Here is a 26503-nt window from a genome sequence, read left to right as displayed (position 1 = left end):
CTCCCAACACGATGCAGAACGAACTGCTGACCGAGCTGGGCCGCTCGCTGGTGGACGGCAACCTGACCGACGCCACGCTGCTGGAACGGACCACGGGGCACCCCGTAGTCCAGATCCTTCCCCAGGCCAACGTGGTGAAGGTGGGCGGCCAGAGCTTCATCGACCGCGGGCGCGCGGCGGTGTTCCCGCTGATCGAGGAGATCGTGGAGAACCTGGGGCGCCACCAGATGATCATCGGCACCGGCGCGGGGACGCGGGCGCGGCACGCGTACAGCGTGGGGATCGACCTGGGGATGCCGACCGGCGTGCTGAGCGTGCTGGGGACCTTCGTGAGCATGCAGAACGCGCGGATGCTGCACTATCTCCTCGCGAAGCATGGCATCCCGTTCATCGAGCCCGCGCAGTTCCCGCAGCTGCCGCTGTATCTGGAGGAGCGCGGCGCGTGCATCTTCTTCGGCATGCCGCCCTACACCTTCTGGCAGCAGAACCCCGCCGTGGGCCGCATTCCGCCGCACCGCACCGACACCGGGTGCTTCCTGGTGAGCGAGGTGTTCGGCACGCGCTCGATGATCTACGTGAAGGACGAGGACGGACTGTACACGGCCGACCCCAAGAAGGACCGCAACGCGAAGTTCATCCCCCGCATCTCCCTGTCGGAATTGAAGGAGATGGACCTGGACGACGTGGTGGTGGAGCGCGCGGTGCTGGAGCTGATGGAGCACGCCGAGAACCGCCGCGAGATCCGCGTGATCAACGGGCTGGTGCGCGGGAACCTGACCCGCGCGCTGGAGGGCGAGGACGTGGGGACGGTGATCACGGCGGATTGAGCGGGTGCCGATATCCACCGGCGGCTGAAGCCGCAGCAACAACTACGGGAAGCCTCGCAAACTGCGCGAGGCTGTTCGGCTCGGGATCGGGCGCCGGCTCGCGATGGACGGCCGGCTTCGCGGCGATCCATGCACGCGATCCGCCCGGTCGCCGAGGACGGTTCTCGCAAGCGAATTCTCCATCTCCCCATTTCGCAGACACATACGCGATGCTCGAATCTCCTCTGGACGCGCGGCACCACGTGCAGTCGATGCTCATGCGCGAGAGCCTGCTGGACAAGCAGGTGATGGCATCCACCGAGAGCCCCGTGGTGCGGATGCTGCCGCACGTGCACGTGGTGAAGGTGGGCGGGCGCTCGATCCTGGACGCGGGGAAGGCGGTGGCGTACCCCGTGGTGGACGTGCTGGGCGAGCTGCTGAAGACGGAGCGGCTCATCCTGGGCGTGGGCGGCGGGGTGCGCAGCCGCCACGTCTTCTCCATCGGCCTGGATCTCGGCCTGCCGACCGGCGTGCTGGCGCAGATCTCCGTGGCCGACGCGCTGGGGAACGCGCACATCCTGGGAACGCTGCTGGCGCCGCACGGCGTGGTGGCCATCCCCCCCGAGATCTTCGGGCACCTCCTCCCCCTCTTCATCCACTCCGCGCCGGGGGTGATCTTCAACGGCGTGCCGCCCTACTCGCTCTGGGAGCACCCGCCCGCAGTCGGCCGCATCCCCCCGCACCGCACCGACGCGGGGTGCCTGATCCTGGGCGAGTGCTTCGGGTGCAAGTCGGTGACGCTGGTGAAGGACGTCGACGGCCTCTACACCGAGGATCCGCGCGAGAACCCGAACGCGTCGTTCATCGACTCGATCGGCGCCAGGGAGCTGAAGCGCAGGGCGCTCAAGAGCCTGCCGTTCGACGAGGTGCTCCCCGACATCCTGCTGACCGCGCGGCTGGTGACGCAGTTCCAGGTGGTGAACGGGCGCGACCCGGACCGCATCGCGGCCGCCGTGAGGGGCGAGCATGCCGGCACCATCGTCTACGCCGACTGACCTGGCCGTCCGCGCCGCGGGGGTGGAAAAGACCTTCCGCGGCGGCGTGCGCGCGCTGGACGGCGTCTCGTTCGCCGTGCCCGCGGGCGAGCTGGTGGCACTGATCGGGGCGAACGGATCGGGGAAGAGCACGCTGCTGAAGGTGCTCTTCGGCATCGCCGCGCCCGACGCGGGATCGACCGAGGTGATGGGGATGCACCCGCGGCGCGACCGGGCGCGGCTGCGCGCGGCGGCCGGGTACGCGGGGCAGGACGCGGCGCTGGACCCGGAGATGACGGGGTGGGAGACGCTGCGCCTCTTCCATGCGCTGGCCGCCCTCCCGCGCGGCGACCGCGAGCGGCGGCTGGGCGCGGCGGTGGAGGAGCACGGGCTGGCGCCGTTCTGCGCTCGTCGCGTGGCGACGTGGTCCGGCGGGCAGCGGCAGCGCCTCCATCTCGCCCTGGCCGCGCTGCACGCGCCCGCGCTGATGCTGCTGGACGAGCCCACGGCGAGCCTGGACCCGGAAGGGAGACGCGACCTGTGGCGGCGGCTGGGGGATTGGCGGGACGCGCGGCGGACGACGTTCGTGGCCACGCACGACCTGGCGGACGCGGCCGCGCGCTGCGACCGCGTGCTGGTGATGCACGGCGGGCGGCTGGTCGCGGACGATGCGCCCGCCGCGCTCGTCTCCGCGCACGCCAAGGCGCGGGCGACGGTGACGCTCGCGCACCCCGTGGGCGCGCAGGCCGATTCGCTGCGGGCGGTGCTCGCCGCGCTGCCGGGGTCACCGGAGGTGGACGTCGACGGGGCGATGGTGACGCTCTGGCGCGACCGGCACCCGGACGACGAGCCGGCGCTGGAGGTGCTGGCGGCGCACGGGTTCGGGTACCACGGCTACGACCGCGCGGAGCCGGACCTGGCCGCGGCGTACTTCCGGCTGACGGGGAGCCGCCCCGCGGAGCCGGCGCGCGCCGGCGCGAGGCGCGGCGGCGGACGCGGGAGGCGCGGATGAGCGCGGCCGTGCAGCTGGTGCGCGAGACGGCGCGGCGGAGCTGGATGAAGGCGCTGCGGCGGCCGGTGCCGCTCTCGTTCAGCTTCGTGCAGCCGCTGTTCTGGATGCTGATCTTCGGCTTCCTCTTCCACCGCTTCGCGCTGGGCGGCGAGTACGCGGGGCTTTCCTACGTCTCCTTCCTTCTCCCCGGCGTCTGCGCCATGACGGTGCTGTTCGGCGCCAGCCAGGCGGGGATCGACCTCGTGCGCGACCTGCAGACCGGCTTCGCGCAGCGGATGGCGCGCGCGACGGCGCACCCCGGCTGGCTGCTGGGTGGCAAGCTCGCGGGCGACGTCTCCCGGCTGCTGGTGCAGGCGGCGGTGGTGGCGCTGCTGGGGATCGCGCTCGGCGCGCGGCTGCACGTCTCGCTCGCGGGAGTGCTGGTGGCGGCGCTGGGGCTGGCGGCGTTCGCGGTGGCGTACGCCAGCCTGTCGTGCTGGATCGCGCTGAGGACGGGGGCGCCGGAGAGCATGGCCGTGTTCGTCCACGTGGTGAACCTGCCGCTGCTCTTCACCAGCACGGCGCTGGTGCCTACGCGGCAGATGCCCGGCTGGCTGGCGGAGGCCGCGCGCTGGAACCCGCTGACGCGCGTGGCCGACGCGCTGCGGCAGGCGCTGCTCTTCGCGCGGATGCCGGATGCGGCGGCGCTGCTGGTGCCGCTGCTGGTGCTCGCGGTGCTGTTGTTCGCGGTGGCGCGGCATGCGATGGCGCGGGCGGGGGAGGAGTAGGGGCGCCTCCGGGTACCCCGAATGAATTCGGGGGCAACAACGGCACGAAGTCCCTGCGGGACTGCTCTCCGGCATCGGCTCGATCACCAAGGTTTGGCTCGGCGGAGGGCTCGATCATCCCCCATGCTCATGTATCTACACGCGGACCAAGATTGGACTTGATGCGGCTTCTGGCGGTGCTGGGCATCGGCATCTTCCTTCTATCATCTCCCCTGATCGCGCAGGACTCGGCGCGGGCGGAGGGGCCGCGGATCGCGGTGACGGGGCAGGTGCGGCTGCGGAGCGAGTGGGACGACCGGCACGTGCTGGCGGACCAGCGCGTGAACGTCCACCTCCTCCGCTCGCGGCTGCGGGCGACGGCGCACCCGGTGGCGTGGGTCACCGTGGTGGGCGAGGTGCAGGACGCGCGCTTCCTGGGCGAGAGCGACCCGGACGACGGGCGGGGGACGACGGACGCGTCGGCGCCGCAGCTGGACATGCACCAGGCGTTCGCGCAGGTCGACTCGCCCTTCCACCTGCCGCTGATGCTGCGCTTCGGGCGGCAGGAGATGACGTTCGCGAACGAGCGGCTGATCGGCGTGAGCGCCTGGAGCAACACCGGCCGCTCGTTCGACGGCGCGCGCGCGACGTGGTTCGCCGCACGGACGCTGAGCGTGGACGCGTGGGCGGACCGCCTCTCCGCGCCCAGCGCCGCCGCGATTGGTGCGCAGAACTTCTACGGCGCGTGGGCCACGTGGAAGCCGGTGCGCGCGATCGCGGCGGACGTGTTCGCGCTGCGCGACGACAACACCGCGCGCATCCGCAGCGGCGACGACCTGGGGCGGCGCGTGCTGGGGCGCAGCACGCTCGGCGCGAACCTTCGCGGCACCGCGGGGCGGCTCGCGGTGGAACTGGAGGGCGCGGGGCAGACGGGGCGCGGCGCGGCGAGCGATTCGGTGGCGCGGGAGGAGATCCGGGCGTTCATGGGGAGCGTGACGGCGAGCGTGGCGCTGCTGCCGCGGACGCAGACGCGGCTCGGCGGCGTGCTCACCGTGCTGAGCGGCGACGGCTCGCCCGGGGACGGGCGCGACGAGCGGTTCAGCACGCTGTTCGGCACCAACCACCGGCTGTACGGGACGATCGACATCGTTCCCGAGCTGTCGGGGACGCACGGGCTGGTGGATGCGGGCGTCACGCTGGCGCACGCGCCGATCCCCGCCGTGCGGCTGTTGCTGGAGGGCCACCGCTTCCTCCCGCAGCGCGGCGACGATGCGTTCGGGAGCGAGGCGGACCTGACCGCCGCGTGGCGCGCCGCGCCGCCGTTCGAGATCTCCGGCGGCGCGTCCGCGTTCGCGCCGGGGAAGCTGCTGGAGACGCGGCTGGGCGGCGGCACGCGCTTCTCGGCGTACATCCAGGGGCAGTGGGATTTCTGATTCGAACCCCGAGCGAGCTCGGATCGGGAGCAACAACCGGCGACTGGCACCAGAGCGTTTCCGCCGCCTCGCGCCCTCCCCCCGCGCCGGAGGGCGCGACCCCCTCCCGTTCCGGGAGGAGGTGGCTGTCCAGCATCGGCGGTGTGATCCGAACGCCGGAGCGGGCCAGCCAAGACGGGCGGGCAGGATGCTGGCGTCGAACGCAGATCTTATCGAGCTACCTCTCCCGGTACGGGAGAGGTGGACGGCCTGAGCCGGCCGGAGAGGGCGCGAGGCAGGCGATCGCGCACCGGCATCATCGATCACGAAGGATGCGATCCTCGTCGCCCCGCATCTCCGGCGTTTGGCAATCTCTCCGCGGGCGCTAGATTCCCGTCTCCACTCCTGACGGACAGACCATGAAGAGCCGCATCCTCATCGCCATGACGATGGCCGCGCTCGCTGCCGGCTGCACGCGCGGCGATGCGCGGGAGCCGGAGGCGCGCGGCGAGGTCGTGGTGTTCGCTGCGGCCAGCCTGCGCGAGTCGCTGCAGGAGCTGGGCGACGCGTACGCCAGGCAGACGGGAACGCGCGTCACCTTCAACTTCGCCGGCTCCAACGACCTGGCGCACCAGATCGGCGCGGCGCGGGGGATGGACCTGTTCGTGAGCGCCAGCGAGGCGTGGATGGACACCGTCCAGAACCGCGGCCGGCTGGTGGACGGCACCCGGCGCGACATCCTCTCCAACACCCTCGTGGTCGTCGCCAACGCGCGCAGCACGGCGCGGATGGCGGATCCCTGCGCGCTGGCCGCGCTCCCGTTCCGGCACCTGGCGACGGGCGACCCGCGGGCGGTGCCGGCGGGGATCTACGCGAAGAAGTGGATGCAGAACGTGACGTGCGCTGGAAAGCCGCTGTGGGACGCGGTCGAGCCTCGCATCGCGCCGACGCCGGACGTGCGCTCGGCGATCGCGCTCGTCGCCGCGGACCCGGACGTGGCGGGGCTGGTCTACCGCACCGACCAGCTCGCGTTCGCGGACCGCACGCGGGTGCTGTTCGAGGTGAAGGACGGGCCGCCGATCCGCTACGCCGTGGCACTCGTCGCGGGCGGGGCGAACGCGGAGGCGGCGCGCGGGTTCCTGGCCTTCGTGTCGGGGCAGGACGCGGCGCAGCTGTTCGCGCAGCGCGGCTTCATCCCCATGTCCAACCAGACGGCCGCCGCGCCGTGAGCGAGCCGGCGCTGCGCGCGCTGCAGTCCAGCGTCGTCTGGGCCGGGGTGGCGATGCTGATCGTCATGGTGCCGGCGACGCTCGTCGCGTATCTCCTTGCCCGGCGCGAGTTTCCGGGAAAGCGCGTCGTCTCCTCCCTCTTCTCCCTTCCCCTCGTCCTGCCGCCCACCGCCGTGGGCTACCTGCTCCTGCGCCTGTTCGCGTACGACGGGCCGCTGGGGCGGGGGACGATCGGCCTGGACCTGGACGTGATCCTCACCTGGAAGGCCGTCGTCGTCGCCTGCGCGGTGATGGCGATGCCGCTGGTCGTGCGCACGGCGCGCGTGAGCTTCGAGGGGGTCGATCCGCGCTACGAGGACATCGCGCGGACGCTGGGGCACGGGCGCGCGGCGACATTCCTGCGCTTCACCCTCCCCCTCGCCGCGCGCGGGCTCCTCGCGGCGCTCATCCTGGGCTTCACCCGCGCGCTGGGCGAGTTCGGGGCGACCATCATCCTCGCCGGCAACATCCCCGGGCGCACGCAGACCTTGGCGACGGCCATCTTCAGCGCGCAGCAGGCCGGGCGCGAATCCGAGGCGAATCTCCTCCTCGCCGTGGCCCTGATCGCGGGGTTCGCGGCGGTGTACGCGACCGAGGCGCTGTCGCAGACGCGGGTGGCGGCGCGGAGATGAACGGCGCGCCGCCGCTGTCCGTGCAGGTGCGCCTGCCGCTGGACCGCTTCGAGCTGGAGGCCGACTTCACCACCACGCACCGGGTGACCGGCGTCTTCGGCGTCTCGGGCTCGGGGAAGACGACGCTGCTGGAGACAGTGGCGGGGCTGCGCCGCGGCGCGCACGGCGTGGTCCGCTTCGGGGACGACGTCTGGCAGGACAGCGGGCGCCGCGCGTGGGTGCCGCCGGAGCGCAGGGGGATCGGGTACGTGCCGCAGGACTCGCTGCTCTTCCCGCACCTGGACGTCCGCGGCAACCTGCGCGCGGGGGAGGGAAGGGCGGCGCGGAACGGCCACCGCGGCGACGTGTCGCTGGATTCCGTCGTCCGCGTGCTGGAGCTGGGGCCGCTGCTGGGCCGCGCCGTCCGCACGCTCTCCGGAGGCGAGAGGCAGCGCGTGGCGCTGGGGCGCGCGCTCTGCTCCGGGCCGCGGCTGCTGCTGCTGGACGAGCCGCTGGCCTCGCTCGACGCGGCGCTGCGCCGGCGCGTGCTCCCCTTCCTGGCGCGGGTGCAGGCCGAGTTCGCGCTCCCCATCCTCCTCGTCTCGCACGACCCCGTCGAGGTGCAGGCGCTGTGCGATGATCTCATCGTGCTGCGCGAGGGGCGCGTCGTGGCCCGTGGCGAGCCGCGCGCGGTGCTGGCGCGGCCGGACGTCTTCCCGCTCGCCGAGCACGAGGGCTTTCAGAACGTCCTTCCCGCCGTCGTGGTGGAGACACGTGGCGAGACGACGCGGGTGCGGCTGGGGGATGGGACCGGCGGCCCCGCGCTCACCATCCCGCGCGCGGGGACGGCCATCGGCGGGCGGCTGATGGTGGGCATCCCCGCGGACGAGGTGATGCTGGCGCTGGAGCCGCCGGCCGGCATCTCCGCCCGCAACGCCATCCCCGCGCGCGTCGAGTCGGTGGAGACGGCGGGCGCGCTGCACCTCGTCTCCGCCCGCATCGCCCCCGGCGCCCCGCCGCTCGTGGCCGAGGTGACGGCGGACGCGCTCGCGGACCTCCACATCGCCCCCGGAACCGAACTGTATCTCCTCCTGAAGACCAGCGCGATCACCGTCTACGAGGACGATAGATAGAAGCGAGGGCTCATACGGGGTGTGTCGATCCGCCTCCACCCGGACGTCATCCTGAGGCCGGCCACGCTGTAGTTGCCCCCGCAGAACGGATTGCAGGCCGAAGGATCGATAGCCGGGGCCGCACGTGCGCTGCCGGATCGCACGATCGATCCCGAACCCGGTATCCGTGCATCTCGCCGAGTCACGTGCTGCCGGGCTATGGATCCATCGGCTTTGCGACCTTCTGCACGGTCGATGAGAACAGTGTGGCCGGCCTCAGGATGACGTCGGTCGGGTGGGGCGTGGAACCCATGAATCGGTTCCGGATTGGTGAATCCATTCTTTGGGATGACGAAGCAGCCCGGAGGCCAAGCGGCCTCCGGGCTGTCGTTCGTCCGTCATGGAGTCGACGGGATTACGGGTGCTGGTGGTGCCCGCCACCCGGACCGTCGCCGTGGCCGCCGCCCGTGCCGGTGCCGGGGCCCATGCCGTTGCCGCCGCCGGTTCCGGAGCCCGGGCCCGAGCGCGGCCGCGCTCCTCCGCGCGCCGGCGGCGGAGCCAGGCCGCGCAGCACGGGCGCGGGGTGCGCCTGCAGGAACGAACGCGACTCGGTGAGCGAGGGGAAGATGCCGATCAGCTGCATCATCCCCCGCTCCTCGTGGCCCAGGATGTGGCAGTGCATCACGAACTTGCCCCACGGCGTGCCGCAGTCCTGGCACCCGTCGAAGTCGTCGTAGCGCTGCCGGATGGTGACCACGCCCGGGCGCGTGGGCCCGCCGATGGGCGTGAACGGGAGCGGGAGCGGTACCACGTCGGACCACACGGGGTGCCCGCCGGCGGCGGCCGTGTTCAGGAACGCGTAGTACGGGGCGAACGGGTCGGTGGGCCCGTACTCCACGCGCATGATCTGGAAGGGGTTGATGTGGATGTGGAACGGGTGGTTCTTCGACGTCCCCCGGTTCTGGATGATCCACGTCTGGCTGTCGCCCAGCACCATCGGCAGCTGCGTGCCCCCCGCGTTCACGGGGATGTACAGCGAGGTGTCGTTGAAGCGCATATAGGGGTTGGCCACGGTGCCCAGGTAGAACTGCGTGGGCGTCTGCTTGCTCCTGTTCGCGTAGGCGGTGTCGTTGAACACCACGTACGCCGTGTCGCGCGTGGCCCCCACGTTGGCCAGGAAGCCGGGCAGCGGCGGCAGCTGCTGCGGAAGCTGCGTGGCGTACGTGTCGCCCGGATTCGGCGCCACGATGCGGAACGAGGCGATGCGCCCCGGCGCCTGCAGGATTCGCGTCTGCCTCAGCACGCGCACCTTCCGCGAGCCGCGCTCGGTGCGCACCGACTGCACCCGCAGCTCGAAGGTGCCGCGCGACACGTTCGGCGCCTTCACGAACATGTCCAGCCGGTTCCCGGGGTAGATCCAGAGCGCCGTGTCGGGGTGCGCCGGGTCGTAGTTCGCGTTGTCGTACTGCACCCCGTCGCGCGCGATGTCGTAGAACTGCGGCAGGTTGGTGGACGACGAGAAGAAGATCTTGAACTCGGCCGAGTTCGAGATGTTCTCGTTCACCAGCCGCAGCCGGATCACCTCGCCCGGCCGGATGGGGATCTGCGCCGCGCCCAGGCCGTTCACCGTGGTGCTCGCCGAGAGCCCGGCGTCGATCAGGTTCATCATGGTGTCCACCTGCTGCACCGCCGCCAGCACCTCGCGGATGTGGTTCGCGGCCGTTAGCGAGTCCAGGCCGTAGGCGGGCTGGCGCACGATGAAGGCGCCCGACATGGCGTTGCTCACCTGCAGCGCCACCGACCCGTGCTTGTGCGGGTGGTACCAGTGCGTTCCCGGCGACTGGTTCTGCGGGATGCGGAACGAGTACTGGAAGTTCTGCCCCGGCGCGATCTCCAGCAGCACGTTGTCGCCCGAGTCCGCGGGCGTCACGTGGAACCCGTGGAAGTGCATGTTCGTGTAGGTGGGCCCGTGGAAGCAGTCCTGCATGGTGTCGCGCCCCGCGTTTGCGGCGGGGTAGCTCATGCAGTGGTCGTTGTCCGACGCGCCCAGGCTGTCGATCAGGTTGATGCGCACCCGGTCGCCCGGGTTCACGATGAAGGTGGGCCCGGGGTAGCTGGCGGGGCGGTTCACCTGCGCGCCGTTGGCGCTGAGCAGGCGGTACATCATCAGCTGCTGCGTGGTGGCCGAGTCCAGCGGCACGTGCACCGTGCGCTTCACCACGGCCATGGTCACGTCCAGCACGCCGCCCACGCTCTTCACCGAGTCCGGCTCGCGCCAACCGCCGGTGGCCACGCCGGTGTCGCGCGGCGACGGGCCGGGCACGCCGCGCGGGGCCGGGCCCGCGCTTCCGCTGCTGGCTGCGGCGGCCAGGAGCGCGGCCGCCGCGCCCGCCGCGGCCAGGAACGGAAGCGCGCGCCGGCGCCGGGGCGGCGCGGCCGGGCCGGGTGCCGGAGGGGCGGTGCGGGTTTCCATCGCGGTTCCTTTTGCTTGGGTGAGCGGCGGGACTGCGGGTGATTTTCCGTCGAGCCCGGCGGCGGCGTTTCCACCGGCCGGCGGCACCATCGAAGGCGCGCCGATGGTGCCATCGAACACAACTGCAACGTGAATCCGTTACAGTGGCGTTCGTGGGACGAACTGTCAAGAATGGGGTGGAGATTCCCTGCGGCGTCGGCCAATCCCTGCAGGCGAATACCGGATTTCCGCGGTTCGGCGCAAGCGGGATGGCGTGCGGCGGATGACCGGTTTTCGCCACGACTCGCGTCCACGGGCGATCGTCGGCGCGCCGCCTTGCAGGGGACGGCGCCCGGCGGCCGCACGTTTTCCGCGCCCGTCCGAATGCTTCCGGGCGGGCGCGCGACGCGCGGCGTACGGGGGACTAGGCGTATCCGTCTCCCGCATATAGATTTGGCGCTCTCACCCCAATCCAGTTCAGCGGCAGATCCGATAAACTCCGCCGCGTTCAACCTCACCCGCCGAGGGATTCATGACTCGCAAGCTGCTGACGGAAGTCATCGGCACCTTCTTCCTGGTGCTGACCATCGGGCTCACCGTCACCGCCGGGCTGCCGCTGGCGCCGCTGGCCATCGGCGCCGCGCTGATGGTGATGGTGTACATGGGCGGTGCCATCTCGGGCGCGCACTACAACCCGGCCGTCACGGTGGCCGTCCTCCTCCGCGGCAAGATCGCCGTGGGCGAGGCGGCTGCGTACATGGTGGCACAGGTCGCGGGCGCCACGCTGGCGGCGCTGGCGGTGTACGGCATCGTGGGGCAGACCTTCGTTCCCGCGCCGGCGGCCGGTGCTTCCGCCGCGGTGGTGCTCGGGGTCGAGGCGCTGTTCACCTTCGCGCTGGCGCTGGTGGTGCTGAACGTGGCGACCACGCGCGAAACGGCCGGCAACTCGTACTTCGGCCTGGCGATCGGGCTCACGGTGATGGCGGGCGCCTTCGCGGGCGGGCCGGTTTCCGGCGGCGCGTTCAACCCGGCGGTCGGGCTCGGCCCGGCGATCGTGACGGCGCTGCTGGGCAGCGCCCCGGTCGCGCACGTCTGGTTCTACGTCGCGGGGCCCATCGTGGGCGCGGCGCTGGCGGCGGCCGCCTTCCGCGTGCAGCACCCCGCGGAGTTCGAGCCGGTCTCGGTTCCGTTTCCCGCCGGCCTGAAGCAGTCGGCCGACGAGCCGGCGGTCGCTTCCGAGGCCTGAGCCTGAGCCTCTCCGCAAATCACGACCGGGCGCCGATCTTTTCGGCGCCCGGTCGTTTTTGTTGTCGTTCCGCGCGTCCGGGGAGGGTGAAAGGAGGTAGGTAGTGTGCGCCGATGCCGCGGAATGAGCGGATCAGCCTCGCGCAGTTTGCGAGGCTTCCCGTAGTTGTTGCTGCGACTTCAGTCGCCGGTGACGGGCCAGCCCGCGCACCGCTGAATCCGCGCGAGAACGGCCTCAGCCAACTGCGTCATCAGGATGGTGATGCCTCGCTTCTCCGCGTACTGACAACACTCTCTTCAGAAAAAATCCGCGATACTAATCGCATGCCGAGCCGCCCGCCACCACCCCGCGGCATCCGTGCGGCCGTGGGGATCTCAACTCATCGCGGCGCTCGTCATCCTCCTCCCGAACTGTCCTCGTTCATCCTCATCCCTGTAACGCATCGTTGCGCCGGACGGCATTGATCCGGAGCAGATCCATCGCTCCACGGACCCGGATCTATCTTCCATCTTATTGAGAATCCGTCACTTACGCTATCAGCCACGCAGGGCACGACCTCTGCCACTGCTACGCCGTGCGAGTGAAGCTGCTCCCTGGCTCTCCCGCGCGGCCTGAAAAATCAGGTCTCTTCCGTTCCTGAATCGAGGCTTCCCACGATGAGAGCTCCCAATCTCCGGCACCTGGCCGGGTTCGCGCTCCTGCTTCTTCCCGCATTCCTGGCCGCATCGCCCGCCCGAGTGTACGCCGGCTCCGCACGTGCGGACGGGTTCGTCGCCCCGCAGCTCCCGGTTCCCGCGTCTGGCTCGCCCTCGCCGCGCGCGCGGGCGGAGCGGCTCTTCTCGGCCTGCCTGGCGCAGGAGAGCGGGCCGGTGCAGGTGTTCGGGATGATCGACGACGAGACGGGCGACACCCTGGCCGTGCTGCGCGGCAACCGCGTCGCGCTGCGCACCGCCTATCCCGCCGTGCCGAACGCCGCCGCCGCGCGCTGGTTCGCCCAGGGCGAGCGGATGCAGCTGAACGGCGTCACGTACGTGAAGTACAGCGCCCCGCGCGAGCTGGCGCCGGGCACCGTGGGCCCCTTCGCGCGCTACGCCGGCGTCCCCGTCTACGCCGCCGTGGGCGCCGCGAGGCCGGGCGCCGTGTTCGTCGCGCTAGACGGCTGCCGCTTCCAGGAGTTCCGCCCCCGCGCGCAGACTCGCGGCTGAGCGAGCCCGGCACCACCGACCGATAGCGGGCCGGCGACACGATGTCGCCGGCCCGCTTTGCGCAGTTCCGTGCGGTGAGAACATTGATGCCGGAACGACCGTTCTCCCCACACCGATGAAGTCCGCGAAGGCGGCGCGAAGGCGGACTGTGTGCTGTTGTAGCCGCGACGAGATCGAGGCGGACGCGCAAGCCGCGGAGCGCGCCACCCTGGACGCGCTCGACTCCTATCGTGGGGAGTCCTCTTCCTAGCGTCCGCTCGCGGAGGCCGGAGCGGCCGCGGTCACGCCTGCGGCCACCACGCCATCAGCCCGTACGGATGGAACTCCCGCTCGCGCCCGGCGTCGCCGCGGCGGCGGAGCTCGCGCTCGCCGCCTCCGCGCGCGCCGTCGGCGGGGACGATGCGGAGCGTGGGGGCGCGGTGGCTCGCGCGCGGCGTGTCCTGTGTGCGGGCGCGGTCGCGCCAGAGGAGCGGGTGGCCGGGCGTCATCGAAAGGTCCCCGGGCTGACGTCGTAGGTGAAGTGGTGGCGGCCGGTGTCGTCGTCCGCGCCCCAGAAGCCCAGCTGCTCCGCCCAGCGCACGTCCTGGAAGCGGCGGCCGTTCAGCGTCAGGAACCCCGCCGCGCGCGTGGTGACCACGCCCAGCCCGCGCAGGTCGGCCAGCGAGCGCAGCACCGTGCGCCCGCGCTCGGCCACCAGCTTCTTCGCCGCGCCGGGGCCGATGCCGGGGACGCGCACCAGCTCCTCGTACGGCGCGGTGCGCACCTCCACGGGAAAGCGCTCGGGGTGCGCCAGCGCCCACGTCGTCTTGGGGTCGTTCGCCAGCGGCAGGTTCCCCTTGCCGTCGAACACCACCTCGTCCGCCCCGAAGCCGTACTGGCGCAGCAGGTAGTCGGTCTGGTACAGCCGCACCTCGCGCAGCGCGGGCGCGGCGGGCGCCTCCTCCATCGGCGTCTCGCGGATGGGGCGGAAGGCGCTGAAGTGCGCGTGGTGGATGCCGCCCTTCGCGTACAGCTCCGTCACCTTTCCCACCAGCGTGCGGTCGCTGTCGGGCGTGGCGCCCACCACGAACTGCATCGTCATCCCGCTCGTCCCGCCGGGGCGCAGCGGGTCGGCCGGGCGCCCCATCGCCTTCTCCTCGCGCTCGCGGACCACCTGGCGGCGGGCGCGGTCCAGCGACTCCAGCGCGGTGTCGAGGCTCTTCTCCGGCGCGATCCGCGCGAGCGAGCTGCCGCAGGGCGCCTCCAGGTTCAGCGACACGCGGCTGGCCAGCGCCGTCAATCGCTCGATCTGCGCGGGCTCGGCGCCGGGAACCATCTTCACGTGCACGTACCCGGCGAAGCGGTGCTTCACCCGCAGCAGCTCCAGCACGGTGATCAGGTCGTCCATCACCTTGGTCGGCCGGCCGGGGATCCCCGTGGTCAGGAACAGCCCGCTGCACCAGCCGCGGCGGTGCGCCTCCAGGAAGATGCGGACCAGCTCCTCGGGCTTCAGCAGCGTGCGGGGCATGCTGCGGTCGCGCCGCATGGGGCAGTAGTGGCAGTTGAACGAGCAGGCGTTGGTCATCAGGATGCGCATCAGCGACACCTTGCCCACCTGCGTGCGCAGCTGCCGGATGTTCAGCGGCCGCAGCGCGCCCACCTCCTTCGCGTGCCGCAGCCGCGGGGGCAGCACGCGCGCCTTTCCGCCGGCGCCCTCGTGGTCGTCGCCCGCCATCTCCATCAGGATGTCCAGCTTCCGCTCCAGCGGCATGTCCGCGTCCATCTGCGCCTCCCTCTCCGCTTCGGAATCCGTTCGGTATCCGAATAAAAGGCGAAGACCGTCCCGGCGCAAGTGTCTCGTCGTCGACGGCTGGAACCGCGGGGTTCGGGCGTGTTTGGCGCCGAGGCGCCAAACCGGGCTGCGCGCGCCGTAGGCAACGATACGACTGTTGCCAACGGCGCCGGGCCCCCGGCGGGTCCGGCTTTCCCCCACCATCATCTCCACGCTCCGTCATCGGTTCGGCCGCCCCGCCGGGGTCCCGGCCCTTCGGGCGCGCATCTCTCACGCGGCCATGGCGGCGGCTCTCACCCAGACGACGAACGGCGCCGCGCCGGATCGACATCCTCGTGCCGGTGATCCTCTCCCGACGCCCCTCTCCGGACCACGCGGCCATCCTTCCCGCCGTACCGCCGGCTGACGGCCGGAAAAAGAAGCAGAGCCGCGGACGACTCTCCGCGGCTCTGCTTCTTCATGGCCTGCCCGTGGCGAGGTGCTCAGCAGTCGGTGGTGCAGTGGAAGGTGCATCCGCTGGGGAGGCAGCTGGGGCCGCACGTACCTTCGATGATGGTCTGGGCCCCCTCCACGGTGCCCCGCTCATCCAGCGGAGCGTCGGTGACGAAGCCCTCCACGTGGAGCTGGTCGAGGTCGAGCTGCAGCTTCTTCATGTGTTCTCCCGGAGATTGGAGTTCCTGGAATGCTCCCGAAAGGCGTCCGTGCACACCCCGGTATCCATGCGTGCCGCAGCGAGTGAGACGGCGCTGGCGCGGAGGGAGCGTCCGGAGCATGCGCTCATGCCCCGTCTCAGCTACACCCCGTACCTCGGCAACGGTCGCATCCGGGCGCTCGCCGGGACAAACGCAAGGTTTGCGTAGCGGGAAGGAGAATCGGAGGCGGGTGCGGTCATCTCCGCCGGCCCGGTTGCTCGCGCGGGGCCGGGGATCTAGTCTTCCGCAGACCGTCCGCCGCTCACCGACATCTTCATCCCCATGATCACAGCCATTCCGCTGATCGCCGCCGCGCTGGCGGCCGCGCCGTCCGCCAGGCCGCACGCGGCCTCCATCCCCAACTCCACCCTCGCCGCCGTCCAGGACACGCTGCGCGGGCGCGTGACCGACGCGTTGGGGCGGCCGGTTGCCGCGGCGCAGGTCACCGTGCTGGAGCTGCAGCGCGGCACCCGCACTGGCCGCGACGGCAGCTTCGCGCTGGGCGGGCTTCCCGCGGGCGCGTACACGCTGCGCGTCACCGCGCCGGGGTTCGCCACCGAGACGCGGGTCATCACCGGCCACGAGGACATCCCGAACCTCACGGTGGCGCTGCAGGAGCGGACGTTCGAGCTGGAGACGGTGGCCGTCACCGCGTCGCGGTCTCCCGACCTCATCTCCAGCTCGCCGCTCCCGGCGTCCACGCTGGGGCCGGAGCGCCTGCGCCGCGAGCATTCCGTCTCCCTCGCGCGCAGCCTGGCCACCCTCCCTGGCGTGCGCGCGCTGACCACCGGCGAGCAGGTGGGGAAGCCGGTGATCCGCGGCCTCTTCGGGGCGCGCGTGGCGGTGCTGGCCGACGGGCTGCGGCTGGAGGACTACTCGTGGAGCGACGAGGACGCGCCGTCGGTGGACGCGCGGCTGGCCGAGCGCGTGGAGGTGATCCGCGGCCCCGCCAGCCTTCTCTACGGATCGGACGCCGTGGGCGGCGTGGTGAACGTGATCCCCGAGGCGCTTCCGGACGGCTCCGGGCGCCCGTTCATGCGCGGCGGCGTGGAGACGTACTTCGCCAGCGGCAACCTGGAGGGGGGACTGGTGGCCCGCGGCGAGGGAGCGACGGGGAGCTTCGGCTGGCGCGCGACGGTGATCGGCCGCATGGGGCAGGACGTGCACACGCCCGACGGCGAGATCCCCAACACCGGCTTCGGCGCGGTGAACGGCGAGGCGGCGGTGGGGATGAGCCGCGGCTGGGGGACGCTGGCGCTGCGCTACCAGCGCTATGGCGGCGAGTTCAAGCTCCTCGAGGCCGACGGGCCGGTGACCATCGACGCCGCCGCCGCGAGCCGGCGCGGCGCCATCTCCGCCGCGGAGGAGGAAGAGGAGGAGGGCGGGCCCGAACGGAAGCTGTCGGATGACCGGCTGCAGCTTTCCGGCAACTTCCCGCTCCCCGGCGTGCGCATCGAGACGCGCGCGCAGCTGCAGCGCCACGTGCTGCAGGAGGTGGCCGACGAGCCGGTCGTCCCCGTCGCCGCCGGCGTCGCGGCGCAGGCGGAGGGGAACGAGAGCGTGCAGTTCGACCTGCTGCTGAACACCTTCACCGCCGACGTGCTGGCGCACCTGGCCCCCGGCGGCTACGGCCAGGCCACGCTCGGCGTCTCGGGGCTGGCGCAGCGCAACGACTCGCGCGGCCCCGAGCTGCTGGTGCCCGACGCCAGCATCGCCTCGGGCGGCGCGTTCGCGGTGTGGCAGAACGACTTCGGGCCGCTGCGGCTGATGGCCGGCGCGCGCGTGGACCACCGCTGGCTCACCGCCAACGACGTCCCCGCGCTCGGCCTGCCCAGCGACGACGAGCGGAGCTGGACCGCGGCGTCGTGGAACGCGGGCGCGGTGCTGGGCGTGGCCCGCGGGCTGGCGCTGACGGCGGGGGTGGGCCGCTCGTGGCGCGCGCCCACGCTCTTCGAGCTGTACGCCAACGGCCCGCGCATCGGCGAGGCACGCTTCGACGTGGGCGATTCCACCCTCACGCAGGAGCAGGGGCTGGAGATCGACGGCGGGGTGCGGTGGACGGGCGCCACGGCGCGCATGGAGGTCTCCGTCTTCCGCAACGCCATCGACGACTTCATCGTCACCGCGCCGACCGACGTGTTCATCGGCGGCCTGCGCGTGTTCCGCACCACGCAGACCGACGCGCTGCTGCGCGGCGTGGAGGCGCAGGCCGAGGTGCGCGTGCTGCGCCCGCTCACGCTGCGCGGCGTGTTCGACTACGTCCGCGGCACGGAGCGGGGGACGGGCGAGGACCTGGCGCTGATCCCGCCCGCGCGCGGCCGCGCCGAGGCCGAGTACCGCCCCGGCAGCCTGTTCGGCCTGGGGAGCGGCTACCTTTCCGCCGGCGTGGAGATGGTCGCCAAGCAGACGCACGCCGCGGAGGACGAGCTGGCGCCCGCCGGCTACGCGCTGCTGGACGTGGGCGGCGGGTTCGAGCGGCGCTTCGGCCCCCGCAGCTTCCGGGTGGACCTGCAGGTCCGCAACGCGCTGGACACCGCCTACCGCAGCTTCCTGAACCGCTACAAGGAGTTCGCGCTGGACCCGGGGCGGAGCATCGTCCTGCGCATCGCGACGGGGATCTGAGGCGGGGAAGTACGAAAGTACGAGGAGTACGGAAGTACGAAACTGCGTCGGTAGATGGAGAAAGCCGCGGCGTCCGGACGGGCGCCGCGGCTTCTGCATCGGTCCACGTCCTTTCGGCCGTGGCATCGCCGCGGTGCCGGGGCATCGGCGCAGCCGAGACCGCCCCGGGTTGAAAACCCCGGGCTACAAAAGCACAAAGTCCCTCCGGGACTGCAAGGCGGCATTCCGGCGAGTGGAAAGGCTGCAGGCGATGCCGGGGGAGATGCGTCGATGGAAAGGACGAGAAGGCTTGCCCGCGCTTCTCCCGCGCCCCATTCCTGTGGAGCGGCATGATTCACATCTCCCCACCATTCCCCTCGATCGTCATCCCCCATGCGTCTCGACGAAACGGTAGTGGAAGTTCCGGCACCGGCCGCCGGACCGGAGCTGGAGACCGGCGGGGACGGCGGCGCCGGAGCGGGCGGCTACGGGAAGCAGCACCGCGGGGGCGCGGCGGCGTACGAGGCGTACTTCGCGGGGATGGACGCGTCGGTGCAGCAGAAGATCGCGCTCACCACGGCGCACTTTCCCGCGCGCGGCCGCATCGCCGACATGGGGTCGGGGTCGGGGCGGGGGACGTACGACCTGGCCTGCCTCTACGGGGGCCTGGAGCTGGTGGGGGTGGACATCAACCCCGTCTCGGTCCGGATGTCGGAAGCGCACTACCGCCGGCCGAACCTCTCCTACGCCGTGGGCGACATCGCCGACCAGGTCTTCCCTGACGAATCGCTGGACGGCATCCTGGACTCGTCGGTCCTCCACCACGTGAGCAGCTTCAACGGCTTCGACGTGGGGCGCGTGCTGGCGGCGCTCGACAACCAGGTGGCGCAGCTGAAGACGGGCGGCGTGATCATCGTCCGCGACTTCGTGGTGCCTGAAGGCCCCGAGGAGGTTTTCCTCGACCTGCCTTCGGGCGATGGGATGCAGGAGGGCGACGTGGCCGGGCTGTCGACCGCCGCGCTGTTCGAGCGCTTCGCGCGCGACTGGCGCAGCAGCCTGAACCGCGGCGGGCCCCTCCCGCACGAGCGCCTGGAATCGCCACGCGAGGGGTTCGCGCGCTACCGGGTGGCCTCGCGCGCGGCGGCCGAGTTCGTGTTGCGCAAGGACTACCGCGCGGACTGGGACACGGAGCTGCTGGAGGAGTACACGTACCTCTCGCAAGCCGAGTTCGAGGCGGCGTTCCGCGCCCGCGGGCTGCGCGTGGTGGTTTCCGCGCCCATCTGGAACCCGTGGATCGTGGCGAACCGCTTCGAGGGGCGCTTCCACCTGTCGGATCTGGACGGACGGCCGCTCCCGCCGCCGCCCACCAACTACCTGATCGTGGGCGAGAAGGTGCGCCCGGGCGGCGGAGTGGAGCTGGTGGAGACGGGCGGAAGCGACCGCTCCGCGCCGGGGTTCCTGGGGCTCACCTGGCACCGGGAGACGCGAACCGGGCACGTGATGGAGCTGGTCGAGCGCCCCAACCTGACGGTGGACCTGGTGCCCTGGTTCGAGGAGAACGGGCAGCTCTTCGTCTACGCCAAGAAAGGCTTCCCGCGCCCCATCGCCAACGCGCGCGCGGAGCAGCCGCGGCCCAGCCGCTCGTCCATCTCCGGCTACATCACCGAGCCCCTGAGCGCGATCGTGGTGCCGGACGAGGCGCCCGACGCCGCCGCGCTGCGCATCCTGGCGGAGCGGGCCGGCTTCGCTCCCGGGGACGTGGTCCGCCTGGGCGAGCCGTTCCACTACTTCACCTCGCCGGGCGGGGTGAACGAGCGCGTGGCGGCGCGCCTCGTCCAGGTCCGCCCGCGTCCGGCGGACGCCCCGCCGTTCTCCAACTACACGAGCTTTTGCGAGGCGGGAACGGTGCGCGAGCTGGACGCCGCGCAGGTGCTGCGGGCGTGCCACGTGGGCGGGATGTTCGACGCGCGCCTGGAGATCAGCGTCTACCGCCTGCTGCGCGAGCGGGGCCGCGGCCTGGGCCCCTGGATCGGCGCCGCGCTCGATCTGGAGGTGCAGACGCCGCCGCCCGGGTTCGCGGCGGGCGCCGCCGCCCTCGTCCCGGAGCGCCGGGCCGCCTTCGACGCGCCGTCCACCGACGGCACGCTCCGCTTCCTCGCGGTGCGGGAGGGGATCTTCGCCGAGCGCGACGGGGCGGGGAACGTGCTGGCCACGGTGCCGTTCGAGTACGTGGTGCCGCGGCGGCTGAGCGTCAACACGCTGGTCGCGCTCCCGGTGGCGAGGACGGCGGACGGCGTCTTCGTGGGCGTGGAGCACCGCGACCTCCCGGCCGTCCAGCACTTCACGGGGAGCTCGGCGCTCGCGGCGCCGCCGGCGTGGCGGCTCCCGCCCACGGTGGCGCACCGGTGGGAGCTGGGGCCGCTGGTGGCCGAGGCCGTCGCCCGCGAGTTCGGCCTGCGCGTGCGCCGCTCGTGGGAGCTGGGCGGTCCGTACCTGGCCACCCCCGGCGTCACCCCCGAGACCCTCTACCCCTTCGCCGCCGAGGTCGATCTCGCCGCGGCCGCCGAATCGCCCCTGCGCTTCGTCCACGTGGACGATCTCGCCGCGAACCCTGGCGCCATCGAGAGCGCGAACCTGCTGATCGCCGCCAACCGCCTGATCCACGCCCTGGGCCGGTAGATCCCCGCTCCACACGCACGGCGGTGGCGATCTCAGATCATATGGATTCGTAAGCGCCGATGCCGCGGAATGAGCGGATCAGCCTCGCGCAGTTTGCGAGGCTTCCCGTAGTTGTTGCTGCGACTTTAGTCGCCGGTGTGGGGGCCAGCCCGCGCACTTTCTAACCAGGTGAGTTCTCGGGCGTTCTGGTCCTCCGGATTCTCTCCGGGTGAAACGCGGAGATCGGCAGCGCACGTGCGACCTCGCCCACAGATCCTTCGGCCTGCAACCGTTCGTGCGAGGGAAACGACAGTGTGGCCGGCCTCAGGATGACGTCTCACTCTGGTTCGGAATCATCACCGCGCCCGCGGGTCCATCCACCAGCGCTCGACGCCCACCCAGTCGCCGCGGGCGTCGAGGGCCACGCCGTGCACGCGGCGGCCGATGCCGACCAGGCGGTTGGAGAAGTACAGCAGCGTCGACGGCTGGTCGGCGGAGATGCGCTCCTGGTAGCGCCACCAGAGCGGGAGCGCGGCGCGGCGGTCGGCCACCAGCTGCACCGAGTCCATCAGCCGGTCCGCCTCGGGGCTGCAGTAGCCGCTGAACTGCAGCGGCTGGCTGCGCTTGGCACACGCGTACACGTCCGAGTCGTCCAGGTGGAACTCGGGCTTCCACCCCAGCACCATCGCGTCGAAGTCGCGCTTCCGCGCGTCGCTGGCCTGGGCCAGCAGCGTGTTGAACTCCACCTCGCGCACCTCCACCGCCACGCCAATCCGCTTCAGGTCGGACTGCACGATCTCGGCGATGTCGCGGCGCTCCTGGTTGCCGTGCGGCACCTTCAGCGTGAAGCGGAACGGCCGCCCGTCCGCCGACTCCAGCACGCCGTCTCCATCCCGGTCGGCGAACCCGGCCTCCGCGAGCAGCTTTCGCGCGGCGGCGGTGTCGTGGCGCATCCCCGCGCCGGCGCGCGGGTCGTGCATCCACAGCTCCGGCGCGACGGTGGAGTTGGCCACGCACCCGTAGCCGGCGCGCACCGCGTCCACCAGCCGTGCGCGGTCGATCGCCATCGTCATCGCCCGGCGCACGCGCGCGTCGCCGAACGGGGGGCGGCGCTCGTTCCAGGTGATCTGCTCGTAGCTGAGATCGGGGAAATCGACCAGCGTGGCCCGGTCCGACGCCTTCACCCGCTCGGCGAACGGCGGCGGCATGCCGGGATAGATATCGACCCCGCCGGTCAGCAGCTCCGTCAGCAGCGTCGCAGGCTCGGGGATCACGCGGTAGACCAGGCGGTCGGCGTAGGGACGGCCGCCCAGCTCCTGCGGCCAGCGGGGATTGGCCTCGAACACCCACTGCTGCCCGGGCGAGCGGGAGACGAAGCGGAACGGGCCGTTGCCGACCGGCCGCTGCGTGCCGAACGGGTGCCCCGCCATCCGCTCCGGCGGCACGCCGCGCAGCACGTGCTCGGGCACCGGCGCGAAGGTGCGCCACACGTCCATGTACTCGGCGTGCGGGCGCAGGCGGACGCGGAAGGTGAACGAGTCCACCGCCTCCGCATCGCCATAGAAGGTCCACAGCCCGGCGTAGATGTACCCGGTCTTCGGGTTGCGGGTGAGGTCGTAGCTGAACTTCACGTCGTACGCGCTGGTCCGCACCCCGTCCTGCCACCAGACGTCGTCGCGCAGATGGAAGGTCAGCAGCGTGGTGTCGCGGTTGATCTCCCAGCTCTTCGCCAGCCGGGGGACGGGCTGCAGCTTCGCGTCGTAGGTGATGAGCGGCGTGAAGAGCACGAACTGCTGCATGTACAGCGCGTTCTGCACCTGCCACGTCAGCGGGCTGATGTCGGAGATGTCGCTGGTGGACCCGATCACCAGCGTCCCCCCGTACCGCGCCGAATCGCCCGCGGCGGTGCGCTGCGGCCCGCGCGTGTCCGCCACGCAGGCGGCGAGGGCGAGAATGAGCGCGGGGAAGATGACGCGATCGCGGAGCCGCATCGGGATGGGAAGGGAAGGGGGATGGGGACGGCGGTGAAATCGAAACTCTTGCCGGTCGAGCGAGCCACGTCAACTTAGACGGACTGTCGGCAGGCCGGACACTTCATCGCGGAAGGCTGTGAGATGCACCGGATCGTCGATTCGCGGCTCGTCCTCGCCGTCCGCGACCTGCGCGAGTCCACGCGGTTCTACGTGGACGTGCTCGGGTTCCGCCGCGACTTCGGTGACGGCACCGACGGCTGGAGCTTCCTCTCGCGCGACGCCTTCAAGGTGATGCTGGGCGAATGCCCGGACGAGCCGCCCGCGAGCGAGCTGGGCGACCACTCGTACGTCGCCTACCTGCGGGTCGAAGGGGTGGACCAGCTTCACGAGGAGGTGTCCGCGCGCGGGGCGCAGATCCTCTCGGACCCCGCCGACAAGCCGTGGGGCCTGCGCGAGTTCGCCCTCCGCACCCCCGATGGGCACCGCATCACCTTTGGCGAGCCCATCCCCGCCGCCGGCTGAATCTTCCAAACTTTACAGCCGGCATCCATTCTCCCTCATCCCCCCGGAGGTGCGCCATGCTGCTCATCCGCGAGATCATGTACTGCAAGCCCGGCAAGGTGCGGCCGCTGGTCGAGAAGTTCCTCGCGATGGCCAAGCTGGGCGAGCAGAAGGGATGGGGGAAGATGCGCGTAATGACCGACCTCAGCGGCGAGCGCTACTGGACGCTGGTGTCGGAGATGGAGGTCGCGAGCATGGAGGAGTTCATGAAGATGGGCCCCGGCGCCGACGATCCCGACGCGCAGGAGTTCGCCAGGATCATGGAGGGCTACCACGACCTGGTCGAGTCCGGCCGCCGCGAGATCTATACGATCGAGGGGTGATCTCCACGCGTTCGTGGCGCGGCTGCTCATCCCGGCGATCAGCCGCCGCCCGCGTTTTCTCGCGCAGACTCCACCAGCCGCTTACCCCCAACCTCTTCAATCCTATGAAGACGTGCCCATTTTGCGCAGAACAGATTCAGGATGCAGCGATCGTTTGCAAACATTGCGGGCGAGAGTTGGGGGCCACGAGTGCTTCGCGTTCACAGTCGTCTGGTGAAACCAAGAATAGCAGTGGACTTGTCAAGGCGTTGCTATTTCTCGTGATCTTCGGCGTGATCATGTGGACGAGCGGGTTATTCTCAGTTGCGGATCAGTCCGGACGGGCGGTGCTTCCTCAGTCGTTTGGTGCTCCTCCACCCGTCGTAACAGCTGCCGAGTTCGCCATGATCCAGGATGGCATGACCTACCAGCAGGTCGTCGGCATCATCGGAGCACCAGGTGACCAGCTAAGCGCCAGCAGCATAGCTGGATACCGAACAGTCATGTATTCCTGGACGAACTCCAACGGTTCGAACATGAATGCGATGTTCCAGAATGGGAAACTGATCCAGAAGGCGCAGTTCGGTCTACCATAGCTCCTGGTTTGAGCGATAGCTCGACGGTTCGTCCCATTTCCGTTGACCCGCTCCCGCTTGCGGGCTACGTTCGGCGCATCCGCCCCACACGCATGTTCACAGACGCGCACATGTCGATGCCGAACCCCAATCCCACCCGCCGCCGCGCGCTCGCCCTCGCGCTCGTGGCCGCCTCCGCGCTGGCGGCGCAGGCGGCGCGCGCGCAGGTGCCCGCGACGCAGCTGGCGCCGCTGAAGGTGGTCGATCCCGCGATGGTCGACACCACCGTGAAGGCGTGCTCCAACTTCTTCCAGTTCGCCACCGGCAGCTGGCTGAAGAACGACACCATCCCCGCCGCGTACTCGTCGTCGGGCGTGGGGCGCGACATGCAGGAGCGCAACGAGCTGGTGGTGCGCGCGGTGCTCGACGACGCGGCCCGGCGCCGCGCCACGCTCCCCGCCGGCAGCACGGAGCGCAAGCTGGGGACGTACTACGCCAGCTGCATGGACTCCACCACCGCCGAGCGCGCCGGGCTGGACCCGGTGCGCCCCATGCTCGCGCGCATCGCCGCGGCACAGACGCGGGCCGCGGTGCTGGCGCAGGTGGCGGCGCTGCAGGCCGAGGGGGTAAACATGCTCTTCCGCTACGCCCCCGACGTGGCCCCGCACGACGCCGCGCACTACCTGGCGCAGTTCTACGCCGGCGGGCTGGGCCTTCCCGACCGCGACTACTACACCAACCAGGGCGCATCCGCGGACTCGCTCCGCCGCGCCTACGTGGACCACGTCGCGAGGCTGTTCGTCCTGGCCGGCACGCCCGAGGCCGAGGCACGCGCCGACGCACAGCGGGTGATGGCGCTGGAGACGGAGATGGCGAAGGCGTCGCTCACCCGCGTGGCCCGCCGTGAGCCGTCGGCCACCGACCACCCGATGACGCTGGCGCAGCTGCGCTCCATCACCCCCAGCGTGAACTGGACGGCGTACTTCGCGGGGATCGGCCTCACCCGGCCCGTGGCCAACGTGAACGTGGCCGAGCCCGCGTTCATGCGCCGCGTCTCCGAGCTGCTGGCCACGGTGCCGGTGCGCGACTGGCGTGCGTACCTGCGCTACCACGTGCTCTCCGACGCGGCGCCCTGGCTCAGCACGCCGTTCGTGCAGGAGAACTTCGCGTTCAGCTCGCGCTTCACCGGCGCCAGGCAGCTCCTCCCGCGCTGGAAGCGCTGCCTGCGCGCGACCGACGCCGACATGGGCGAGGCGCTGGGGCAGGCCTACGTGCAGCGCACCTTCCCCCCCGAGGCGCGGGCGAAGGCCAGGCAGGTGATCGACGACATCCGCGACGCCTTCGCGGCGCGGCTGCGCAACCTGGGCTGGATGAGCGAGGCCACCCGCACGCAGGCGCTGGCCAAGCTGGCGCAGATGGGCGAGAAGGTGGGCTACCCCGAGCAGTGGCGCGACTACGCGCGGCTGCAGGTGGCCGAGGGGCCGTTCGTGCTGAACTCGTTCGCCGCCAACCGCTTCGAGTGGCAGCGCCGCGTGAACCGCCCGGGGATGCCGGTGGACACGACCGAGTGGGACATGACCGTGCCCACGGTGAACGCCTACTACGATCCCACCAAGAACGAGATGGTGTTCCCCGCGGGTGCGCTGGTGCCGCAGACCTTCGACCCCAACGCCGACGACGCCGCCAACTACGGCTCGCTGGGCGGGAGCTGGGCCGGGCACGAGCTCACGCACGGCTTCGACGACGAGGGGCGCCACTACGACGCGCGCGGCAACCTGCGCGACTGGTGGACCGCGGCCGACTCGGCGCACTTCGCCCAACAGGCCGACCTCATGGCGGCGCAGTACGGCGGGTACATCCAGGTCGACACCTTCCACGTGAACGGCCGGCTGACGATGGGCGAGAACATCGCCGACTACGGCGGCGCGCTCACCGCCTTCGACGCGCTGCAGCGGGCGCTGGAGCGGCACGGCCGGCCGGGGCTGATCGACGGGTTCACGCCGGAGCAGCGCTTCTTCCTGGCCTACGCGCAGAGCTTCCGCCAGCACAACCGCCCCGAGTCGCTGCGCAACCGCGTCACCGTCGACCCGCACTCGCCCGAGGAGTGGCGGGTGAACGGGCCGCTCTCCAACATGCCGCAGTTCGCGCAGGCGTTCGGCTGCAAGCCCGGAGATGCCATGGTGCGCCCCGCCAGCGCCGTCGCGCAGATCTGGTAGCGTTTTCGGCAGATGGATGAAGCGAATCAGCCCGCCACCGGCACCCCCGGTGGCGGGCTGATTCTCATGCCGAATCTACGGGAGAGCAGGCTTTTCGCCCCATCCCGTGGACGTCATCCTGAGTCGAACACCGCGCTTCGCGCGACCACGATGGATGAAAGGGGGAGGCGCCCTCCAGAGCGGAACCGGCTGCCGAGCCGAACAGCCTCGCGCAGTTTGCGAGGCTTCCCGTAGTTGTTGCTGCGACTTT

21 protein-coding genes are annotated in these 26503 nt (G+C 71.3%); 16 read left to right on the top strand and 5 right to left on the bottom strand.

Annotated elements, in window-relative coordinates:
• Positions 1-11 precede the first annotated feature (11 nt).
• From VLK66_RS26360 to modC, 8 genes are all read left to right on the top strand, one after another.
• Positions 12-827, top strand: a complete 816-nt coding sequence (locus VLK66_RS26360; protein ID WP_325312497.1) for a hypothetical protein — start codon at positions 12-14, stop codon at positions 825-827.
• A 209-nt stretch (positions 828-1036) separates the two neighbouring features.
• Entirely contained in the window at positions 1037-1861 is an 825-nt protein-coding gene (locus VLK66_RS26355) for a hypothetical protein (protein ID WP_325312496.1), read from the top strand.
• Complete coding sequence (locus VLK66_RS26350; protein ID WP_325312495.1) at positions 1833-2852, top strand: ABC transporter ATP-binding protein; 1020 nt, start codon at positions 1833-1835, stop codon at positions 2850-2852. Before VLK66_RS26355 ends, VLK66_RS26350 begins: the two co-directional genes overlap by 29 nt.
• Complete coding sequence (locus VLK66_RS26345) at positions 2849-3619, top strand: ABC transporter permease (protein WP_325312494.1); 771 nt, start codon at positions 2849-2851, stop codon at positions 3617-3619. Before VLK66_RS26350 ends, VLK66_RS26345 begins: the two co-directional genes overlap by 4 nt.
• 161 nt (positions 3620-3780) lie before the next feature.
• On the top strand, positions 3781-5031 hold the full coding sequence (locus VLK66_RS26340) for an alginate export family protein (RefSeq protein ID WP_325312493.1): 1251 nt from the start codon (positions 3781-3783) through the stop codon (positions 5029-5031).
• Between the two features lie 398 nt (positions 5032-5429).
• Entirely contained in the window at positions 5430-6239 is an 810-nt protein-coding gene (gene modA / locus VLK66_RS26335; protein WP_325312492.1) for a molybdate ABC transporter substrate-binding protein, read from the top strand.
• Positions 6236-6910, top strand: coding sequence for a molybdate ABC transporter permease subunit (gene modB, locus VLK66_RS26330; protein ID WP_325312491.1), 675 nt, complete (start codon positions 6236-6238; stop codon positions 6908-6910). Before modA ends, modB begins: the two co-directional genes overlap by 4 nt.
• Positions 6907-8022, top strand: a complete 1116-nt coding sequence (gene modC, locus VLK66_RS26325) for a molybdenum ABC transporter ATP-binding protein (protein ID WP_325312490.1) — start codon at positions 6907-6909, stop codon at positions 8020-8022. Before modB ends, modC begins: the two co-directional genes overlap by 4 nt.
• A 394-nt stretch (positions 8023-8416) precedes the next feature.
• Here the strand turns inward: modC and VLK66_RS26320 are convergent, their stop codons facing one another.
• Entirely contained in the window at positions 8417-10474 is a 2058-nt protein-coding gene (locus tag VLK66_RS26320) for a multicopper oxidase family protein (protein ID WP_325312489.1), read from the bottom strand.
• A gap of 511 nt (positions 10475-10985) precedes the next feature.
• On the opposite strand from VLK66_RS26320, the gene VLK66_RS26315 reads away from it, so the two are divergent.
• Together VLK66_RS26315 and VLK66_RS26310 are read left to right on the top strand one after the other, a co-directional pair.
• Complete coding sequence (locus VLK66_RS26315) at positions 10986-11699, top strand: MIP/aquaporin family protein (protein WP_325312488.1); 714 nt, start codon at positions 10986-10988, stop codon at positions 11697-11699.
• 656 nt (positions 11700-12355) lie between these two features.
• Positions 12356-12904 (top strand): hypothetical protein, encoded by a 549-nt coding sequence (locus VLK66_RS26310; protein WP_325312487.1) that lies wholly within the window; start codon positions 12356-12358, stop codon positions 12902-12904.
• A 281-nt stretch (positions 12905-13185) separates the two neighbouring features.
• Here VLK66_RS26310 and VLK66_RS26305 read toward each other — a convergent pair whose 3' ends face one another.
• From VLK66_RS26305 to VLK66_RS26295, 3 genes are all read right to left on the bottom strand, one after another.
• Complete coding sequence (locus VLK66_RS26305; protein WP_325312486.1) at positions 13186-13392, bottom strand: hypothetical protein; 207 nt, start codon at positions 13390-13392, stop codon at positions 13186-13188.
• Positions 13389-14666 carry a radical SAM protein gene (locus VLK66_RS26300; protein ID WP_325312485.1) on the bottom strand — a complete coding sequence of 426 codons (1278 nt, stop codon included), beginning with the start codon at positions 14664-14666 and terminating at the stop codon, positions 13389-13391. The genes VLK66_RS26305 and VLK66_RS26300 overlap by 4 nt, the downstream gene beginning before the upstream one ends.
• 491 nt (positions 14667-15157) lie before the next feature.
• Positions 15158-15328, bottom strand: coding sequence for a hypothetical protein (locus VLK66_RS26295; RefSeq protein WP_325312484.1), 171 nt, complete (start codon positions 15326-15328; stop codon positions 15158-15160).
• Positions 15329-15649: 321 nt separating this feature from the next.
• Here VLK66_RS26295 and VLK66_RS26290 point away from each other — a divergent pair, with 321 nt between their 5' ends.
• Entirely contained in the window at positions 15650-17989 is a 2340-nt protein-coding gene (locus VLK66_RS26290) for a TonB-dependent receptor (protein ID WP_325312483.1), read from the top strand.
• Positions 17990-18382: 393 nt separating this feature from the next.
• The gene (locus VLK66_RS26285; protein ID WP_325312482.1) at positions 18383-20647 is read left to right on the top strand and encodes a methyltransferase domain-containing protein; all 2265 of its coding nucleotides are present in this window, start codon (positions 18383-18385) and stop codon (positions 20645-20647) included.
• A 335-nt stretch (positions 20648-20982) separates the two neighbouring features.
• Here the strand turns inward: VLK66_RS26285 and VLK66_RS26280 are convergent, their stop codons facing one another.
• Positions 20983-22617 carry an ABC transporter substrate-binding protein gene (locus VLK66_RS26280; protein ID WP_325312481.1) on the bottom strand — a complete coding sequence of 545 codons (1635 nt, stop codon included), beginning with the start codon at positions 22615-22617 and terminating at the stop codon, positions 20983-20985.
• A 123-nt stretch (positions 22618-22740) separates the two neighbouring features.
• Between VLK66_RS26280 and VLK66_RS26275 the strand changes: the two genes are divergently transcribed.
• The 4 genes from VLK66_RS26275 to VLK66_RS26260 all read left to right on the top strand — a co-directional run bounded on the left by VLK66_RS26275 (position 22741) and on the right by VLK66_RS26260 (position 26253).
• Positions 22741-23121, top strand: coding sequence for a VOC family protein (locus tag VLK66_RS26275; protein ID WP_325312480.1), 381 nt, complete (start codon positions 22741-22743; stop codon positions 23119-23121).
• 56 nt (positions 23122-23177) lie between these two features.
• A complete protein-coding gene (locus tag VLK66_RS26270) occupies positions 23178-23483 on the top strand; it encodes a hypothetical protein (protein ID WP_325312479.1) in 306 nt (101 codons plus the stop codon).
• Entirely contained in the window at positions 23480-24058 is a 579-nt protein-coding gene (locus tag VLK66_RS26265; RefSeq protein WP_325312478.1) for a DUF3862 domain-containing protein, read from the top strand. Before VLK66_RS26270 ends, VLK66_RS26265 begins: the two co-directional genes overlap by 4 nt.
• Positions 24059-24168: 110 nt before the next feature.
• A complete protein-coding gene (locus tag VLK66_RS26260; RefSeq protein ID WP_325312477.1) occupies positions 24169-26253 on the top strand; it encodes a M13 family metallopeptidase in 2085 nt (694 codons plus the stop codon).
• Positions 26254-26503: the final 250 nt, after the last annotated feature.

The sequence above is a fragment of the Longimicrobium sp. genome (assembly GCF_035474595.1).
Lineage (GTDB): Bacteria > Gemmatimonadota > Gemmatimonadetes > Longimicrobiales > Longimicrobiaceae > Longimicrobium.
The sequence above is the reverse complement of the archived record's forward strand: the minus strand, read 5'-3'. Positions and strand labels throughout refer to the sequence as shown.

Coding starts and splice junctions, on each gene's coding strand:
- VLK66_RS26290 (WP_325312483.1), top strand. CDS start 15,650: ATGATCACAGCCATTCCGCTGATCGCCGCCGCGCTGGCGGCCGCGCCG.
- VLK66_RS26275 (WP_325312480.1), top strand. CDS start 22,741: ATGCACCGGATCGTCGATTCGCGGCTCGTCCTCGCCGTCCGCGACCTG.
- VLK66_RS26305 (WP_325312486.1), bottom strand. CDS start 13,392: ATGACGCCCGGCCACCCGCTCCTCTGGCGCGACCGCGCCCGCACACAG.
- VLK66_RS26340 (WP_325312493.1), top strand. CDS start 3,781: ATGCGGCTTCTGGCGGTGCTGGGCATCGGCATCTTCCTTCTATCATCT.
- VLK66_RS26310 (WP_325312487.1), top strand. CDS start 12,356: ATGAGAGCTCCCAATCTCCGGCACCTGGCCGGGTTCGCGCTCCTGCTT.
- modC (WP_325312490.1), top strand. CDS start 6,907: ATGAACGGCGCGCCGCCGCTGTCCGTGCAGGTGCGCCTGCCGCTGGAC.
- VLK66_RS26270 (WP_325312479.1), top strand. CDS start 23,178: ATGCTGCTCATCCGCGAGATCATGTACTGCAAGCCCGGCAAGGTGCGG.
- VLK66_RS26320 (WP_325312489.1), bottom strand. CDS start 10,474: ATGGAAACCCGCACCGCCCCTCCGGCACCCGGCCCGGCCGCGCCGCCC.
- VLK66_RS26300 (WP_325312485.1), bottom strand. CDS start 14,666: ATGGACGCGGACATGCCGCTGGAGCGGAAGCTGGACATCCTGATGGAG.
- VLK66_RS26360 (WP_325312497.1), top strand. CDS start 12: ATGCAGAACGAACTGCTGACCGAGCTGGGCCGCTCGCTGGTGGACGGC.
- modA (WP_325312492.1), top strand. CDS start 5,430: ATGAAGAGCCGCATCCTCATCGCCATGACGATGGCCGCGCTCGCTGCC.
- VLK66_RS26350 (WP_325312495.1), top strand. CDS start 1,833: ATGCCGGCACCATCGTCTACGCCGACTGACCTGGCCGTCCGCGCCGCG.
- VLK66_RS26280 (WP_325312481.1), bottom strand. CDS start 22,617: ATGCGGCTCCGCGATCGCGTCATCTTCCCCGCGCTCATTCTCGCCCTC.
- VLK66_RS26355 (WP_325312496.1), top strand. CDS start 1,037: ATGCTCGAATCTCCTCTGGACGCGCGGCACCACGTGCAGTCGATGCTC.
- VLK66_RS26260 (WP_325312477.1), top strand. CDS start 24,169: ATGTCGATGCCGAACCCCAATCCCACCCGCCGCCGCGCGCTCGCCCTC.
- VLK66_RS26345 (WP_325312494.1), top strand. CDS start 2,849: ATGAGCGCGGCCGTGCAGCTGGTGCGCGAGACGGCGCGGCGGAGCTGG.
- VLK66_RS26295 (WP_325312484.1), bottom strand. CDS start 15,328: ATGAAGAAGCTGCAGCTCGACCTCGACCAGCTCCACGTGGAGGGCTTC.
- VLK66_RS26315 (WP_325312488.1), top strand. CDS start 10,986: ATGACTCGCAAGCTGCTGACGGAAGTCATCGGCACCTTCTTCCTGGTG.